We start from the raw sequence: 15,474 nt of genomic DNA on the forward strand, positions 1-15,474 counted from the left end.
GCCCCGAGCGAGTACGTCCAGGACACGAGGCTTCTTTCGCTTTTCGGTGAGGCCGTGGAACTGCTGATCGACGCGCACTACTGCAAACAAAAGGGCGGCTGCACCCCGTTCGCGCCGACGGTGGGCGGGGCGCAGCTCGACTATTTCGATACCCGCCGGGGACCGCACCGCTGCGACGACCTCGCCGCGTATCTCAAGCTGCACAACAGCTGGGTGGACGAGCTCGCCCTTTCCGGCGACTGCCTGGCCAGGAAGACGGCGGGCCGCAAGTTCCCGGTGCCGGACATCATCACGCACACCGCGGCGGGCGAGGGCGAGTTCTACGAGATCAAACCCGCGTCGGCGAGCGGGCGGGCGGCCGGTGCGGAGAAGATCGCCTGGTTCAACAACGTGATCGGCACCTATGGCCTGCCGTATGAGGCCGGAAAGAAATACCACGCCGACGAACGCCTGCGGATCTGGGGAAACCCCTGGTTCGGGCAGCCGGTGGAGGTCTATCTCCATTGGTGGCTGGACCGGGATGGGCTGATCCTGTACGAGCTGTGTGTGGACACGATCGGCGCCGAAGAACTCTCCGAGGTGTTCCTCAAGATGCTGGTCGCGGCGCTGCTCGCCGCACTGATCCTGTTGCTGCGCGGCGCGGCCCGAAGTGGCGGTGGCGTGATCGTCGAGGGGGCGCTCGCCGACTCGGTGTCTCCGATGCGGTCGCCGCTCGGGCCGCCGGACGGCGTACCCGCCATCGATGACGTGCCGAGTCTCGCCTACGTCTATCTACTGACCGTCCAGCGGGAGGACCGCCGTGGACACTCCGTGGACCCCCTCCTCGGCCACCTGTTCAGCGCGGAGGTCGTCGGCACGGATCCGCCGGAGGGATGGGAACCCGGCGACGCCCGCCCGTGGCAGTGGAACGCACCGACGATGGCCGCGATCGCCGACATCGCCCCGGACGGGCGCTTCGAGCCCAACGGCCGGGCGGTCCGGGAACTGGAGCGAGACCAGCTGCTGTCGCTGCTGTCCGGACTGACCGCCGACGAAGGCATCGACTCCCTGAGCGGTGCGCTCGCCGGCGCCGAGGTCACCGACGAGGAGGGCGACGGCGGCCCGGTCGACGCCGCGGCACTCGCCGCCCCGGCCGTCTCGGCGTACTTCCAGGCCGTCGCCGACGAAATGCTCTACTTCCTCACCAACGCACGCTGGTGACCACCAACCGGTTCAGCGGCGGCGGGTGCGGAGGTAGTCGCCGACGACGGCGGCGCCCAGGCCGTCGAGATCCGGCGCCACCACGCGGCCGCCGGAGCGGCGCGCCAGGAGGTCGACGAACTCCTCCAGCCGCGGGTCGTCGCCGAGCCGGAACACCGTGACCGACGCGCCCAGCTTCGCCAGTCTGTCCACTTCGGACACCGTCTTGTACAGCGTCTGCGGCAGCGGCGGGTAGTCGAACACGGCCTCGCCGTCCGGCTCCAGGTGCGCGGTCGGCTCGCCGTCGGTGACCATCAGCACCACCGGCTGCGCGTCCGGGTGCCGCCGCAGGTGCCGGCCCGCGAGCAGCAGCGCGTGGTGCGCGTTCGTGCCCTGCTCCCATGCGCCTTCGAGGCCGACCAGCTCCTCCAGCTCCACTGACGCGGCGTACCGGCCGAACGTGATCAACTGCAGTGCGTCGTTGCGGAACCGGGTGGAGATCAGCTGGTGCAGCGCCAGCGCCGTGCGCTTCATCGGCAGCCACCGGTTCTCGGCGACCATCGACCACGACGTGTCCACCAGCAGCGCCACCGCGGCCCGGGACCGGTGCTCGGTCTCCACGACCTCCACATCGGACACATCGAGCTTCACGCGGCCGCCGCCCCGCACGGAAGCCGTGCGCAGCACCGCGTTCCGCACCGTGCGCGAGGTGTCCCACGGCTGCATGTCGCCGAACCGCCACTCGCGCGTCGCGCCCGTCGGCTCGCCCGCGGCACCCGCCGACTCCTGCTCACGCTGCCCGGTCTTGCCGCGCAACGCGTTCACGACATCGGCCAGCGCCGTCTCGCCGAGCCGCCGCAAAGCCTTGGGCGACAGGCGAAGCGACCCGTCGGGCGCCCGCTCGAACAGGCCCTGGCGGCGCAGTTCCCGTTCCAGCTCGGACAACCGGCGCGCGTCGACACCGGCGTCCTTGCCCAGCTGCTGTTCCAGCGCCTCCATGTCGATGTCCTCGAGGCGGGCGCCCGGATAGGACTGGCCGAGTTGCTCGGCCAGCGCGTCGAGCTCGGCGAGATCCTGCATCGCCTGCGCGCCCTCACCCATGCCCAGCGGGTTGCGCCCGCGCATCCGCGCCGACGAGGTCCAGTCCTCCCCCGGCCGCAGCGACCGCAGCTGTGAGTCCAGATTGGACAGTTGCTGGGCGATGCGCGGATCGCCGAACGCCTGTTGCGCCAGTGAAGCCAGCTCGGACCGCTGCTCCTCGGTCATCGAGTTCAGCATCCGCTGCGCCGCCGCGGCACGGGACGCGAGCGCGTCGATGAGCTCCTCGACGTTTTGCGGGTTCTCCGGGAAGAACTCGCCGTGGCGCCGCATGAACTCGTCGAACCGGTCCTGGATGTCGTCCACGTCGCGGGCGTGGGCGTCCAGCAGCGCGTTCAGGTCCGACAGCATCTGGTTGACCCGCTCGACATCCTCGGGGCTGGTGTTCTGCAGCGCCTCCTTCATGCCCTCGAACCGCGACTCGAGCATCTCGCGGCCCAGCAGGTCCTGGATCTTCTCGTAGTTCTCGCGGGCTTGCTCCGAGCGCCACTGGTAGTCCGCCAGCTCCCGCACGGCGGCCGCGGTGCCGGGCGGCAGCGCGTCCAGCTCGGCCTCGGCGAGCCGCGCGTCGTCCGACGGGTCGGGGAACAGCGTGCGCCGCTCTTCGGTCAGCGCCTCGTCCAGCAGCCGCCGGACCTCCTGCAGTGTGCCGTCGAGGTTGTTGCGCCGCTGGATCTCCGACCGCCGCTCCCACACCCGCCGGGTGAGCTCGTCGAGGCCCGCGGTGTTCCGCGTGCCGCGGCGCAGCAGTTCCTCCAGCGCCGAGCGGGGCGAGGAGCCGCCCATCACGTCCTGCCCGATCTCGTCGAGCGCGTCACGCAGATCGATGGGCGGGGCCAGCGGGTCCGGACCGTCGTGCCACGGCCCGTAGGAATAGCTTTCCGGCAGCGTCATCGCCGCCTCCGCGGGGAAAAGTACGTCGGCGGTGTCACGGCCCGTACACCGCGGTCGTGTCGTCGGAGTCCTTCGCCAGCTGCCGCGCCAGGTACAGCGACTCCAGCGCCAGCTCGACGGCCGCCGCGATCCGGCCCGGGGAATCGTCCGCGGACACGCCGGCCCGCGCCGCGACCTCGTGCAGGATCGGCAGTTCCGGCAGCGCGGCGAGCACCTCCGAGCCCGGCACCTTCTCGCCGGTGGCGACCAGGTGCCCGTCGGCGACGGCCTCCACCAGCGGCCGCAGGTTCAGCCCGCCGAACCGGTCACGCGCGGTCTCGGCGACCGCGCGGCGCAGCAGGTGCACGAGCTGTTCGTGCTCGCGGCCCTCCTCGCCGGGCTCGAACTCGACCTTGCCGCGCAGCACCGCCGGCACCGCGTCGAGGTCCACCGGGCGCGCCACCGCGGGCTCCTCGCCGGTCAGCGCCGAACGCCGCAACGCCGCCGCCGCGACGGTTTCCGCCGCCGCCACGGCAAAGCGGGCCGACACGCCCGAGCGCTGGTCGATGACGGTCGACTCGCGCAGGTTCCGGACGAACCGGGCGAGCACCTCCAGCAGCGGCTCGCCGACCTCGGCGACGAGGTGGGCCTCCTGGCGCACGACGTCGACCTCGGCGGCCACGTCGAGCGGGTAGTGCGTGCGGATCTCCGCGCCGAAGCGGTCCTTGAGCGGCGTGATGATCCGGCCGCGGTTGGTGTAGTCCTCCGGGTTCGCGGTCGCGACCATGAGCACGTCCAGCGGCAGCCGCAGCGTGTAGCCGCGGACCTGGATGTCGCGCTCCTCCATCACGTTCAGCAGCGCCACCTGGATCCGCTCGGCGAGGTCCGGCAGCTCGTTGATCGCGACGATGCCCCGGTGAGCCCGGGGCACCAGTCCGAAGTGGATCGTTTCGGGGTCGCCGAGGCTGCGCCCCTCCGCGACCTTCACCGGGTCGACGTCGCCGATCAGGTCACCGACGCTCGTGTCGGGGGTAGCCAGCTTCTCGGTGTAGCGCTCGCTGCGATGCAGCCACGCCACGGGCAGGTCGTCGCCGAGCTCGGCGGCGCGGCGGATCGACGCCGGGGTGATCGGGTCCAGCGGGTCTTCGGCCAGCTCGCTGCCCTCGATCACCGGCGTCCACTCGTCGAGCAGCCCGGCCAGCGTGCGCAGCAGCCTCGTCTTGCCCTGACCGCGTTCGCCGAGCAGCACGACGTCGTGACCGGCCAGCAGGGCGCGCTCGAACTGCGGCAGGACCGTGCGGTCGAACCCGACGATGCCCGGCCACGGGTTCCGGCCCTCGCGCAGCGCGGCGAGCAGGTTGTCGTGGATTTCGGTCTTGATCCCGCGCGGCCGGTGGCCGGCCGCACGCAGCTGTCCCGCGGTGCGGGGCAGATGTTCGGGTACGGGGTTCACCCCTACGAAGCTAACCCCCGTACGGCCGATCGTCGATGTGGAGCAGCTCCAGGACGGGACTCCAGTATTCTGAATCGCTGTGTGCTGTCCCAGTGCGACCCTGACCGTGTGGACCTCGGCCTGGCTTTCCGGTGCCGCGGCGTCGGATGACGTGCTCGACGCCCTGCTCGCCTGGGGCGAGGCGCACGAGGTCGTCGCCGCCGACGCCGAGTCCGCGGTGGGTCTCGACCTTCCCCTCGCCGGTGACTTCCCCGCGACTCCCGTGCAGCTGCTGGCGGCCCTGCGTTCGCACGCCGCCGGCGAGATGCGGCTGGTGCTGCCGGTGCCCGGCGACGCGCGCGGGCTCGGTGGCGGCGGGCCGTTCACCGAGGCGGCGCTGCGCGCGGGCGAGGCGATGGTGCTGCCCGCACTGGGTTTCGGCCTGGTGCCACAGGTGATCGCCGAGGGGCTCGTGCGGTGGTCGGTGTACAAAGTGGACACCGCGGTCGCGCCGGAGTACCTCGGGCTGGCCGAGGCGGAGCACGGCTTGACCGACGCGATCCGCGACTCCGCCGGAGCGCTGCAGGCACTCGACGTCGCGAAGGACCGGCCCGGTGTCCGCGCGGAGCTTTCGGCCTGGTTGCGGGCCCGGCCGCGGCCGGAGTGGCCGGCGGGCACACCGGGCCGGGCGTTGCGGGTGCTGCAACGCGCCGAGGAGGTCGGCGCGATCCTGGCGGTCGCGGAGATCGACGAGCCGGGCGGCGCGGTGTCCGCGTCGGCCGCGGTGCTGCGTGCCGATGCGTTACGTCCCTTGGGAAACGCCGTCCGGCTGGCCCGCTATGCCGCGGTCAACGAGGCTGTCCGCCAGTTCAGCGAGCAGGGCGACCGGCAGCAGTAGCGCAGCACCCGACCGCGCAGGGGGCGCCGTTGACGGTGCAGCCGGCGGCCGGGAAGTCCGACAGCTTCCGGGCCGGCGCGTCGCCGAGGTGCTCGCGCACCAACTCGACCACCAGCTCCGCGAACCGCGGATCTGCGCCCGCCGTGGCCGCCCGGGCGAAGCCCATGCCCAGCTCGCGGGCGCGCTCGGCGGCCTCGTTGTCCAGGTCCCAGACCACTTCGAGGTGGTCCGACACGAACCCGACCGGGCACACGACGACGGCTTCGACGCCCCGCGCGTGCAAGGTGTCGATGTGGTCGACGATGTCCGGCGCCAGCCAAAGGATCCGCGGCGGGCCGGAACGGGACTGCCACACCACGTCGTACTCGGTGATGCCGGCCTCGGCCGCGACCAGGCGTGCCGCCTCGGCGATCTGCCGTGAGTAGCGCCGGCCGCCTTCCTCCGGCGGTCCCGAGGCCTGGTCGGCACTTTCGGGCACGGAATGCGCGGTGAAGACCGTCCGGGCGTTTTCGAGGCCCTCGTGGGCGGCGCGCAGCGCGTCGGCGAAGGCGGACACGAACAGCGGGTGGTCGAAGAACTGGCGCAGTTTCGTCAGTTCCGGCGCGTTCTCCCCGGCCGCGGCGCGGACACGTTCGATGTCCTCGTCGTACTGGCGGCAGGCCGAGTACCCGCCGTACGCGCTCGTCGGGAACACCAGCGCCCGGCGGACCCCGTCGGCGGCCATCCGCGCGACGGTGTCCTCGGCCATCGGCGCCCAGTTGCGGTTGCCGAAGTAGACGGGCAGGTCGATGCCCTGCGCCCCGAGCTCCTTCTCGACCGCCGCGATGGCCTCGCGGTTGAGCCCGTTGATCGGCGAGACCCCGCCGAAGTGCTGGTAGTGCTCCGCGACCTCGGCGAGCCGCTCCGGCGGTACGCCACGGCCGCGCGTCACGTTCTCCAGGAACGGCATGACCTCGTCCGGCCCCTCCGGACCACCGAAGGACAGCCACAGCAACGCGTCGTAACCCACGGCATCCATTTTCACATGCCGAGCGCGTGCACTCCGCCGTCGACCCAGATCATCGATCCGGTGGTGGCGGGCAGCCAGTCCGACAGCACCGCGCAGATCGACTTCGCGACGGCGGTCGGGTCCTCGGCCGCCCAGCCGAGCGGCGCCCGGTCGCCCCAGCCGCCTTCGAGCTCGCCGAACCCGGGGATCGACTTCGCGGCCATCGTCTTGACCGGGCCCGCCGACACCAGGTTGACCCGGATGCCCATCGGGCCGAGCTCGCGCGCCAGGTAGCGGTTGACCGACTCCAGCGCGGCCTTCGCGACGCCCATCCAGTTGTAGGCGGGCCACGCGACGCGCGCGTCGAAGTCCAGGCCCACGATCGAGGATCCGCGCGACAGCAGCGGCAGGCACGCCACCGCGAGCGACTTGAGGGAGTACGCCGACACCTGCACCGCGACCGACACGTCGTCCTTCGGCGCGTCCAGGAAGGGCGCGCCCAAGCAGGTCTGCGGCGCGAACGCGATCGCGTGCAGCACCCCGTCGAGCCCGTCGACATGCTCGCGCACACGGTCGGCGAGGGTGTCCAGGTGCTCCTGGTTCTGCACGTCCAGCTCGATCACCGGGGCGGGCTCGGGCAGCCGCTTGGCGATGCGCTCCACGAGCGACAGCCGGCCGAACCCGGTCAGTACGACCTTCGCGCCCTGTTCCTGGGCGGCCTTCGCCGCGTGGAACGCGATGGAGGCGTCGGTGATGACACCGGTGATCAGCAGGCGCTTACCTTCGAGCAGTCCGGGCAAGACCAGTCCTTTCTACGGTGGAAATGTGGTGGCCCATTCAGTGGCCCATACCCAGGCCGCCGTCGACGGGCAGCACGGCGCCGTTGACGTAGGAGGCTTCGTCGGAGGCCAGGTAGCGCACGGCGGCGGCGATCTCGGCCGCCTGGCCGAACCGGCCGGCGGGGATCTGGCCGAGCGTCGCCTCTTGCTGCTTGTCGGTCAGCTCGTTCGTCATGTCGGTGACGATGAACCCGGGCGCGACGACGTTCGCGGTGATGTTGCGGGAACCGAGCTCACGCGCGAGTGAGCGGGCGACGCCGACCAGGCCCGCCTTGCTCGCCGCGTAGTTGACCTGGCCCGCGCTGCCGGACAACCCTACGACCGAGGAGATGAAGATGAACCGGCCCCACTTGGCGCGCAGCATCCCGCGGGAGGCGCGCTTCGCGACGCGGTAGGCGCCGGTGAGGTTCGCGTCGACGACCCGGGTGAACTGCTCCTCACTCATCCGCATCAGCAGCGTGTCATCGTTGATGCCGGCGTTGGACACGAGCACTTCGACCGGGCCCTGGTGCTCCTCGATCTGCTTGAACGCCGCGTCCAGCTGCTCGGAGTCGGTGACGTCGGCCAGCACGCCGAACAGCCCTTCCGGGGCCCCCGAGCCACGGTGCGTGACGGCCACCTTGTGCCCCTGCTCCGCCAGATCCCGGGCAATCGCCAGCCCGATACCACGGTTGCCGCCGGTGACCAGTACCGACCGTCCCACCTGTACTCCTCGTGCGTTCGTCCTCCGCTGTGCCGGCCTGAGGTTATCCGCCACCACGGCCACCGCGCGCACCCGCCACCACTACCCCCGGGTAAGGGCGACCGGTGTCACACAGCGGCTCGCGCACACGGCAGCGACGGCCGAGCCACGGCTCCCCGGCTGGCGCTAAACCACGCCACCAATCAACACACCACCACCAAGGGCCAACCAGCAAACACGACGAGGCCCGCTGCCGCTTTCCGCCTCGCTACCGGTGGTCGAGGGCAAGCTGTACGCCGGGTTCGCCACTGTCCGGACGATGCCCGGCGGTCCTCGGAGTCCTCGTCCTCCAGGACAGCGAGCTGCTCCGCGAGTCCTGTGGTCTCCAGCTAGATCGAGACCGCGGCGGGGACGTCGGCCTGCCAGAGCGCATCGATCTCGGAGCGGGCGGAATGTCGGTGTAGAGCGGCATGCGTCCCCTCCTCGGCGAGGTTCGGCGAAAACCGGGTCAGTCGGCAGGGTTCAGCGCCAAGCTGGCGACCGCCAGCGGGAGGAAGAAACAGCTGCCCAGCAAGAACTGGGGCGAGTAGTCGCCCACCCGGATATGGGTGTAAGCCGCGCACACGAAGAACAAGATGAGCCCGGCCGCGCGGACTCGCCGACCAGCGGCACCCCGGCGAGTCCGGCGACAAGGCCCACCGCGCCCGCCGTCTTCAGCACACCGATGGGAAAGACCAGCCACGACTCCGGCACGCCGGCCTTCGCCAGCGCGGGCCGCAGCGTTGCCATGATCGGCTTCCAGCGCGTCATCGAGGCGATCCCGGAAAGGTGTTCGCGGCGACGGCGGCGACCGTGACGACGAGGTAAGCGAAATACACGAGTCTCTCGATTCTCGATGGTCGACCTGTTGGACCGGACACCGTTCTGCGGCCGACACCAGTCGATCATATGGAAATCATATAATCTGTGACTGGTATCATATCGTAGCCAGTGGAAACCGGGGCTACGCTGCGGTCATGGCTGAGGAAACGTCGAAGGCGCGGAGCTACCGTCGAACCGTCAACAGGATCAACAAGGTGATCACCGGCCTGCAGCGGCTCGGGATCGCGTTCGGCCCGATGCAGCTGCTCACCGTCCCCGGGCGGCGCAGCGGCAAGCCCCGCACGTTCCCGATCGCCGTGCTCCCGCTGACCGGCGGCCGGTACATCGTGCAGGCGTTCCAGAACGCGGCATGGGTCGCCAACGCGCGTGCCGCGGACACGGCCACCCTGACCCGGGGGCGGCGCACCTCCACGGTGCGGCTGGTCGAGGTGCCGGTCGAGGAACGCCGCCCGCTGTTGCGCGAGGTGGTGGAAACGCAGCCGTCGAGCGCCGCCGAACGTTACGTCACCAACGGTTTGGCCGATGCGCCGACGCCAGAGGCCGTGGCCGCCGCGGCGGACCGGATCGCCGTCTTCCGCGTCGAGGCTGTCTGACGCGGACTGGTTCGACGTCCGGTCGCGGCCGGCGTAGGGCCGGCCTCGTCGAAGCCGTCGCCGGCTCGCTACCTCCATCACGTCGGCGAGGTACGAGCCGCTCCCGGCTCGAAACGGTCGTCGGCGAGCTCATCGAGCGGGAGGGGCGGCCGGTGCACTGCGCGACGCCCGCACCGTCGTCGACGTGTACATGATCGTCGGATCGGTCGCGGCCGTCATCCGTACCTGGGCCGGAGACTGGCGGCGCCTCAGCCGGCGGCCAGTCTTCCCGTGGCGTCGCTCCCGGCGGCCGCGGCACGGCGCAGAAAGTCGGCCAGCAGTTCGAGTTCGGCTTCGCTGTAGCCCGCGCAGATTTCGTCCATCAGGCTGTTCATTCCCGCGTACTGCCGCAACAGTTCCCCGTTGCGTTCGCGGACCGGCGTGACGAGGACGGCGCGCCGGTCGGCCTGGTCCCGTTCCCGGACCACCCAACCGCCCCGCTCGAGGCGGTCGAGGATTCCGGTCATCGTGGCGGGATGCAGCCCCGCGCGCTGCGCGATCGCGCTCGGACTGAGCGGGCCGTGCCGGTTCACCAGGTCGAGGCAGTCGAGGTCGACGTCTTTGAGGTCCACCCGGGCACCCACCCGGTGGTTCAACAGGGCCAGCTGCACGCGCAGATCCCGGAGCGACTCCTTGACGGCAGCGGCCAACCGCCGTCGCCGTCGCGCCTGCCCGACCTCCGGCTTCGACCTCACTCGTTCTTCTCCTCGTATCATACGGATCACCGATTATACGGGAGCACCCCTCAGCCCAGGTCGATCGGACGGATCTCCTTGTCTCTCATGAGATTCCGGTCCCCTCGCCTTTCCCGAGGCTGCCGGCAGCACGACCGTGGAGCACCACGTCGACTCCGTCGAGCGGCGACCAGGCCCGCACCAGCCTTCGAGTCCACTGTGTACAGGTCGGGTCCGGCGCTCCGGCTGAGGATCCACACATGCTCGAACTCTTCGGCGCGGCAGTTCAAGTTCGGGTCGCTGGCGACGAGGTCCTCGTGAAGTCGGCGGCGGCCGCAGCGCGCCCCCGCCGTCCGTCGATCGGTGGACGGCGGTGTAGACGACCGGTCGACGCGGATGACCGCGCCGGCCGCGATGCTTTCGGCATGAAACATCTCAAGGACGACGAACTGGTTCCCACGCTGTCAACCGAACTCGGTCAGGAACTGCGCGCCGCCGTGTACGCCAGGGTCAACACGGCACTGAGCCCGGCCCGGATGCTGTCCCCGCTGGGCAATTATTTCATCGCCCGGCCGGCGGCGCGGGCCGCCGCGCAGCGGATCACCGAACGCACGGACGTGCCACTGGACGCGGCGATGATCCTCGGCATCACGACGGACGCGCTGCACGTCTGGCGCGCCGACCCGATGCTGAATCGGGTCGGCGAGCACGCCGGTCAGGTCTCGCTGGACCGCATCAGCGACATCACGGTGGCCCCGGGGCGGAGCTGGCAACAGGTCACGATCGTCCTGGCCGAGGGCGAGAAGATCGAGGTCGAAGGGCGAGGAGCGGCGCACGCGCTGGCCGCCGCGTACCGGGAGCGCCGCGCCGGCTGATCCGCACACACGCCTGCCGGCGTGCCGGGCTCTGCCCGGCACGCCGGACGAGATCCGCGGCAGCGGGCGGTGTCCGATTCAATCGCGTCCATTGCGGCGAGAGTTCGGGTGACGCCCCTTCGCCGAGACCATCGAGCGACGTGCCGACGAGCGCGCCGCGTCTGAGGCAACTTCTCTGCGGAGGAGCATTCGTCCAAACATTGGCGGCGCGTCGTTCGGGCGGCGAGCCGTTCGGACAGCCCAGGTCCGGTCGGTGGACAGCTGACGACCATTCCCGTCAGCGTTTGATCGCCGCCGCCGGGATCGGCGCTGGGTACTGCGCAGCCCGGGCAACATCTCCAGCGCGGCGACGCCGCACAACACCAAGGTGGGCGTGCCGACGATCGTCTCTCCGGCCGAACTCCAGGAGTTCGCGGGTGAACACTATCCCGCTTACTGGGCGGGCCAGCAGCGTTCGTGGTGTCCGGGTTTCGCTGTCTGGTCTCCTTTGTAGTGTGTGGTGGTGTTCCGCATCCTCTTCTACCGGCCGGAGATTCCGCCCAACACCGGGAATGCGATCCGGCTGTCCGCGAACACCGGGGTCGAGTTGCATCTGGTCGAGCCGCTCGGGTTCGCGTTCGAGGACAAGCATCTGCGGCGCGCGGGGCTGGATTACCATGATCTCGCGCATGTCCGGGTGCATGCCGATCTCACCGCCGCGTGGGCCGCGCTGCTGCCGGCCAACGTGTACGCGTTCACAGCGCGTGCCGAGCACCGGTACACCGATGTCGCCTACCAGGCCGGGGACGTGCTGATGTTCGGCCCTGAATCGGTCGGGCTGCCCGACGATGTCCTCGCGGCACCGGAGATCACCGACCGGGTGCGGCTGCCGATGCGCCCCGGATCACGGTCGCTGAACCTGGCGAACACCGCGTCGATCGCGATCTACGAGGCCTGGCGCCAGCACGATTTCCAGTTCGGCGCCTAGCGTGCCCCGCGACGGCGGGCAGTCTTCGCGCACGATCGGGCCGCTTCGCGCGGCAGGCGCGCCGGGGTACGTTGGCAGGCCACTACTTTCGCACCATGAGTGCGGGTGACGGCGAGAAGTACGACGGTCCGGTGACCGTGATCGGGTTGTTCCCGGTCGCGGCAGGCCGGCAGGACGAGCTGGTGGACGCGATCAACGCGACCGCGGAGATCATGCGTGCCCGGCCGGGGTTTCTCGGGTCGGCGGTGTACGCCGGCCTCGACGGCACTCGCGTGATCAACTACTCGCGGTGGGACAGCGTCACGAGCCTCGAAGCCGCCCAGCGTGACCCCGTGGGGATCGAGCATGCGCGGCGGATGTTCGAGATCGCCAAACCCGACCCGACAGTGTGCGTTCTGCGGGCCGAGCATTTCCCGTCGGCGTAACCGCGGTCAGGGCAGCCGTTGCCCGATGAACAGCGCGCTGCCCGCCGCCGCGATGAGGCTCAGGGTGCCGAGCACCACCCAGGGCCGGCTGGCGTCGGCCTCCTTCGTCTCGTAGCCGATCTGCTCGCCGAGGTCCGCATAGACCGCCTTGAGCTGTTCCGCCGACCCCGCCTGGTAGAACTCCCCGCCGGACAGCCGGGCGACCTCCTGCAACGACCCGTCGTCGACGTCGACCGGGACCTCGCGGCCGTCGATGGTGACCGTGCCGTGGTTGGTACCGAAGGAAATCGTGGAGATCGGGACCTGCTCCTTCTTCGCCTCCTCCGCCGCGGTGAACGCGCCGCGCGGGGCGTAGAGGTCCTCGGGCACCGTCTGCTTCCCGTCGCTCATCAGCACGATCCGCGCGGGCGGCGGCCCCTCCGCGCCGCCGACGACGGCCGAGAAGCCCGAAACCGCTTGCAGCGCCGCGAAAATCCCCTCACCGGTCGCCGTCGACTGGGCCAGTTTGAGGTTGCCGATCGCGTTGGCCACGCTCTGCCGCTCGGTGGTCGGCGCGACGAGCACCGTCGCGGTACCGGCGAACGACACCAGCCCCAGGTTGATGCCCGGGGTGAGCCCCTCCGTGAACTGCGTCGCCGCGTCCTGCGCCGCCTTGATGCGCGTCGGCTTGACGTCGGTCGCCTCCATCGACAGCGAAACGTCGATCACCAGCATCACGGTCGCCCGGTTACGCGGCACCTTCTGCTCGGCGGTCGGGCCCGCGAGCGCGACCGTCAACAGCAACAGTGCCACGATCATCAGCACCGCCGGCACATGCCGCGGCCAGCCCTGCGACCGCGGCGCCACCTTCTCCAGCAGCTCCAGGTTGGAGAACCGCATCGTGCGCTTGCGCCGCGCCCGCAGCGCGAGCACATAGCCCACCGTGACGGCGACGACCACGAACAGCAGCAGGAACCACCATGGCGCGCTGAACCCGCCGAGACTCACGCGGCTCCCCCCGACCAGCGTCGTTTGCGGGCGACGACGAATCGGACGGTGTCGGCGATCCAGTCGGAATCCGTGCGCAGCACCAGATGCGCCGCCCCGGCCTGCCGCAGCGCCCGCGCCACCTCGTCACGGTGCGCCTGCGCGGCGGCGGCGAACTCGCGCCGCAGCAACGCCGACGCGTGCACCTCGCGCTGCCGTCCCGTCTCCGGGTCGGCCAGCACGATCGTGCCGACCTCCGGCAGGTCCACGTCCCGCGGGTCGATCACCTCGACCGCCATCAGCTCGTGCCGCGCCGACAGTCCGCGCAGCGGCCGCTGCCAGTCCAGCCCGCCCAGGAAGTCCGACACCACCACGGCCAGCCCGCGCCGCCGCGGCGGGCGCCGCAGCTGTTCCAAAATCGCCGCGAGGTCACCCCGGGTGCCTTCCTCGGCGCGCGGCATCTCGGCGAACCTGCGCAGCAGCCCACGCGCGTGCGCCCGGCCGCCGCGAGCCGGCACCCGGACGGTTTCGGCACCGTTGGACAGCACCGCGCCCAGCCGGTTCCCGCCGCCACCGGTGAGGTACGCGATGGCCGCGACGGCGCACAGCGCCAGGTCTCGCTTCTCGCACAACGCCGTACCGAAATCGAGGCTCGCCGACAGGTCCGCGGCCACCCAGGTCTCAAGTTCGCGGTCGGCCACCGTCTCGCGGATGTGCGGCACCGTCGTGCGCGCCGTGACGGCCCAGTCCATCCGGCGGACGTCGTCACCGGGCTGGTACGGCCGCGCCTCCCCCGGCTCCGAACCGGGCCCCGGCACGAGACCTAGGTGGTTGCCCTGCAACAACCCGTCCAGCCGGCGCCGCACGTCCAGCTCCAACGTGCGCAGGCCCGCCTCCAGCCGGTCGCCGCGCAGGATCGGCGGCGCCCACGCGGGCCGGTTCTCAGCGCCTGATGCTCCGCCTGCCACTAGTACCCCGCGGCGCCCACGGGCTGGCCCGGCCCGGGCGCCGGGCGGGCCGAGACCTGCGGCAGCGGCACGGTCTGCAGCACCCGGTTGACGATGTGGTCCAGCGGCACCGCGTCGGCGAGCGCGTCGTAGGACAGCACGAGCCGGTGCCGCAGCACATCCGGCACGACGTCGACGACGTCCTGCGGCAGCACGTAATCCCGGCCGCGGACGAGCGCGAGCGCCCGCGCGGCGGCGATGATGCCGAGGCTCGCGCGCGGCGAGGCGCCGTAGGACACCCAGCCCGCGACGTCGGTCAGGCCGTGCTCGGCGGGGGTGCGGGTGGTCAGCACCAGCCGCACCACGTAGTCGACGAGCGCGTGGTGCACGAACACCTTCGAGGCCACGCCCTGCAACCGGACCAGCTCGGCCGGGCTGAGCACCTCGTGCGGTTCGGGCGGCTCGACGCCCATCCGGTAGATGATCTCGCGTTCTTCCTCGGCCGTCGGATAGTCGACGACGATCTTGAACAGGAACCGGTCGCGCTGCGCTTCCGGCAGCGGGTAGACACCCTCGTTCTCGATCGGGTTCTGGGTGGCGAGCACGAGGAACGGGTCGGGCATCGGGAAGGTCTTGCCGCCGATGGACACGTGCCGCTCGGCCATCACCTCGAGCATCGCGGACTGCACCTTCGCGGGCGCCCGGTTGATCTCGTCGGCCAGCACGAAGTTCGCCACCACTGGACCGAGCTCGACGTCGAACCGCTCGCTGCCCTGACGGTAGATCCGGGTGCCGAGGATGTCGGCCGGGACCAGGTCGGGGGTGAACTGTACCCGCGAGAACGTGCCGCCGACGACCCGCGCGATCGTCTCCACGGCGAGGGTCTTGGCGACCCCGGGCACGCCTTCCAGCAGCAGGTGCCCCTTCGCGAGCAGGCCCACCAGCAGCCGTTCGACCAGCCTGTCCTGCCCGACGATCACCCGCTTGACCTCGAACACGGTGCGTTCGAGCAACTGGCCGTCCCGGGCCGGTGGCACGGCCTGCTGGCCGTTCGCGGGTTCGGCATAGCCGGACTCGGACACGGTTCCCTCCTCGATCACGTTCGCCTCTCCGCCTG

General features: G+C 70.9%; 16 protein-coding genes. 6 read left to right on the forward strand and 10 right to left on the reverse strand.

The genetic code is table 11. The features are described 5' to 3' along the window. The first annotated feature begins 54 nt into the window (after positions 1 to 54). Complete coding sequence (locus tag LOZ83_RS22325; protein ID WP_236793091.1) at positions 55 to 1,200, forward strand: hypothetical protein; 1,146 nt, start codon at positions 55 to 57, stop codon at positions 1,198 to 1,200. Between the two features lie 12 nt (positions 1,201 to 1,212). Here the strand turns inward: LOZ83_RS22325 and LOZ83_RS22330 are convergent, their stop codons facing one another. After that, complete coding sequence (locus tag LOZ83_RS22330; protein WP_236793093.1) at positions 1,213 to 3,171, reverse strand: VWA domain-containing protein; 1,959 nt, start codon at positions 3,169 to 3,171, stop codon at positions 1,213 to 1,215. Positions 3,172 to 3,205: 34 nt separating this feature from the next. Next, positions 3,206 to 4,603 (reverse strand): sigma 54-interacting transcriptional regulator, encoded by a 1,398-nt coding sequence (locus LOZ83_RS22335; protein WP_236793095.1) that lies wholly within the window; start codon positions 4,601 to 4,603, stop codon positions 3,206 to 3,208. A gap of 79 nt (positions 4,604 to 4,682) precedes the next feature. Here LOZ83_RS22335 and LOZ83_RS22340 point away from each other — a divergent pair, with 79 nt between their 5' ends. Then, positions 4,683 to 5,480, forward strand: a complete 798-nt coding sequence (locus tag LOZ83_RS22340; RefSeq protein WP_236793097.1) for a hypothetical protein — start codon at positions 4,683 to 4,685, stop codon at positions 5,478 to 5,480. Here LOZ83_RS22340 and LOZ83_RS22345 read toward each other — a convergent pair. From LOZ83_RS22345 to LOZ83_RS40810, 4 genes are all read right to left on the reverse strand, one after another. Next, the gene (locus LOZ83_RS22345; protein WP_236793532.1) at positions 5,452 to 6,489 is read right to left on the reverse strand and encodes a ferrochelatase; all 1,038 of its coding nucleotides are present in this window, start codon (positions 6,487 to 6,489) and stop codon (positions 5,452 to 5,454) included. The two genes, LOZ83_RS22340 and LOZ83_RS22345, sit on opposite strands and share 29 nt — an antisense overlap. A gap of 11 nt (positions 6,490 to 6,500) precedes the next feature. Next, positions 6,501 to 7,268 carry an enoyl-ACP reductase FabI gene (fabI, locus tag LOZ83_RS22350; protein WP_236793098.1) on the reverse strand — a complete coding sequence of 256 codons (768 nt, stop codon included), beginning with the start codon at positions 7,266 to 7,268 and terminating at the stop codon, positions 6,501 to 6,503. A gap of 37 nt (positions 7,269 to 7,305) precedes the next feature. Beyond that, positions 7,306 to 8,010, reverse strand: a complete 705-nt coding sequence (gene fabG, locus LOZ83_RS22355) for a beta-ketoacyl-ACP reductase (RefSeq protein ID WP_236793100.1) — start codon at positions 8,008 to 8,010, stop codon at positions 7,306 to 7,308. A gap of 501 nt (positions 8,011 to 8,511) precedes the next feature. Further along, positions 8,512 to 8,937, reverse strand: coding sequence for a DoxX family protein (locus LOZ83_RS40810; protein WP_374202687.1), 426 nt, complete (start codon positions 8,935 to 8,937; stop codon positions 8,512 to 8,514). 68 nt (positions 8,938 to 9,005) lie between these two features. On the opposite strand from LOZ83_RS40810, the gene LOZ83_RS22360 reads away from it, so the two are divergent. Next, the gene (locus tag LOZ83_RS22360) at positions 9,006 to 9,464 is read left to right on the forward strand and encodes a nitroreductase family deazaflavin-dependent oxidoreductase (RefSeq protein ID WP_236793102.1); all 459 of its coding nucleotides are present in this window, start codon (positions 9,006 to 9,008) and stop codon (positions 9,462 to 9,464) included. A gap of 248 nt (positions 9,465 to 9,712) precedes the next feature. On the opposite strand, the gene LOZ83_RS22365 is transcribed toward LOZ83_RS22360, so the two are convergent. Next, positions 9,713 to 10,198: a MarR family transcriptional regulator gene (locus LOZ83_RS22365; protein ID WP_236793104.1), complete on the reverse strand. Its 486-nt coding sequence runs from the start codon at positions 10,196 to 10,198 to the stop codon at positions 9,713 to 9,715. A 239-nt stretch (positions 10,199 to 10,437) separates the two neighbouring features. Here LOZ83_RS22365 and LOZ83_RS22370 point away from each other — a divergent pair, with 239 nt between their 5' ends. The 3 genes from LOZ83_RS22370 (at position 10,438) to LOZ83_RS22380 (ending at position 12,444) form a co-directional block, all read left to right on the forward strand. Then, positions 10,438 to 11,052, forward strand: coding sequence for a hypothetical protein (locus LOZ83_RS22370; RefSeq protein WP_236793106.1), 615 nt, complete (start codon positions 10,438 to 10,440; stop codon positions 11,050 to 11,052). Positions 11,053 to 11,554: 502 nt separating this feature from the next. Next, positions 11,555 to 12,019 carry a tRNA (cytidine(34)-2'-O)-methyltransferase gene (locus tag LOZ83_RS22375; protein WP_236793108.1) on the forward strand — a complete coding sequence of 155 codons (465 nt, stop codon included), beginning with the start codon at positions 11,555 to 11,557 and terminating at the stop codon, positions 12,017 to 12,019. Between the two features lie 95 nt (positions 12,020 to 12,114). Continuing rightward, complete coding sequence (locus LOZ83_RS22380; protein WP_236793110.1) at positions 12,115 to 12,444, forward strand: antibiotic biosynthesis monooxygenase; 330 nt, start codon at positions 12,115 to 12,117, stop codon at positions 12,442 to 12,444. A gap of 6 nt (positions 12,445 to 12,450) precedes the next feature. Here the strand turns inward: LOZ83_RS22380 and LOZ83_RS22385 are convergent, their stop codons facing one another. From LOZ83_RS22385 to LOZ83_RS22395, 3 genes are read right to left on the reverse strand one after another with little or no spacing between them, the layout of a single operon-like run. After that, on the reverse strand, positions 12,451 to 13,431 hold the full coding sequence (locus tag LOZ83_RS22385; protein WP_236793112.1) for a VWA domain-containing protein: 981 nt from the start codon (positions 13,429 to 13,431) through the stop codon (positions 12,451 to 12,453). Then, complete coding sequence (locus LOZ83_RS22390; protein ID WP_236793114.1) at positions 13,428 to 14,378, reverse strand: DUF58 domain-containing protein; 951 nt, start codon at positions 14,376 to 14,378, stop codon at positions 13,428 to 13,430. Before LOZ83_RS22390 ends, LOZ83_RS22385 begins: the two co-directional genes overlap by 4 nt. Further along, positions 14,378 to 15,439 (reverse strand): MoxR family ATPase, encoded by a 1,062-nt coding sequence (locus LOZ83_RS22395; protein WP_236793533.1) that lies wholly within the window; start codon positions 15,437 to 15,439, stop codon positions 14,378 to 14,380. Before LOZ83_RS22395 ends, LOZ83_RS22390 begins: the two co-directional genes overlap by 1 nt. Between the last annotated feature and the right edge of the window lie 35 nt (positions 15,440 to 15,474).

Source organism: Amycolatopsis sp. GM8, assembly GCF_021653975.1.
GTDB lineage: Bacteria > Actinomycetota > Actinomycetes > Mycobacteriales > Pseudonocardiaceae > Amycolatopsis_E.

Excerpts from the sequence above, each read along its gene's own strand:
- LOZ83_RS22360 (WP_236793102.1), top strand. The coding sequence starts at position 9,006 with ATGGCTGAGGAAACGTCGAAGGCGCGGAGCTACCGTCGAACCGTCAAC.
- LOZ83_RS22370 (WP_236793106.1), top strand. The coding sequence starts at position 10,438 with ATGCTCGAACTCTTCGGCGCGGCAGTTCAAGTTCGGGTCGCTGGCGAC.
- LOZ83_RS40810 (WP_374202687.1), bottom strand. The coding sequence starts at position 8,937 with ATGATCGACTGGTGTCGGCCGCAGAACGGTGTCCGGTCCAACAGGTCG.
- LOZ83_RS22330 (WP_236793093.1), bottom strand. The coding sequence starts at position 3,171 with ATGACGCTGCCGGAAAGCTATTCCTACGGGCCGTGGCACGACGGTCCG.
- LOZ83_RS22380 (WP_236793110.1), top strand. The coding sequence starts at position 12,115 with ATGAGTGCGGGTGACGGCGAGAAGTACGACGGTCCGGTGACCGTGATC.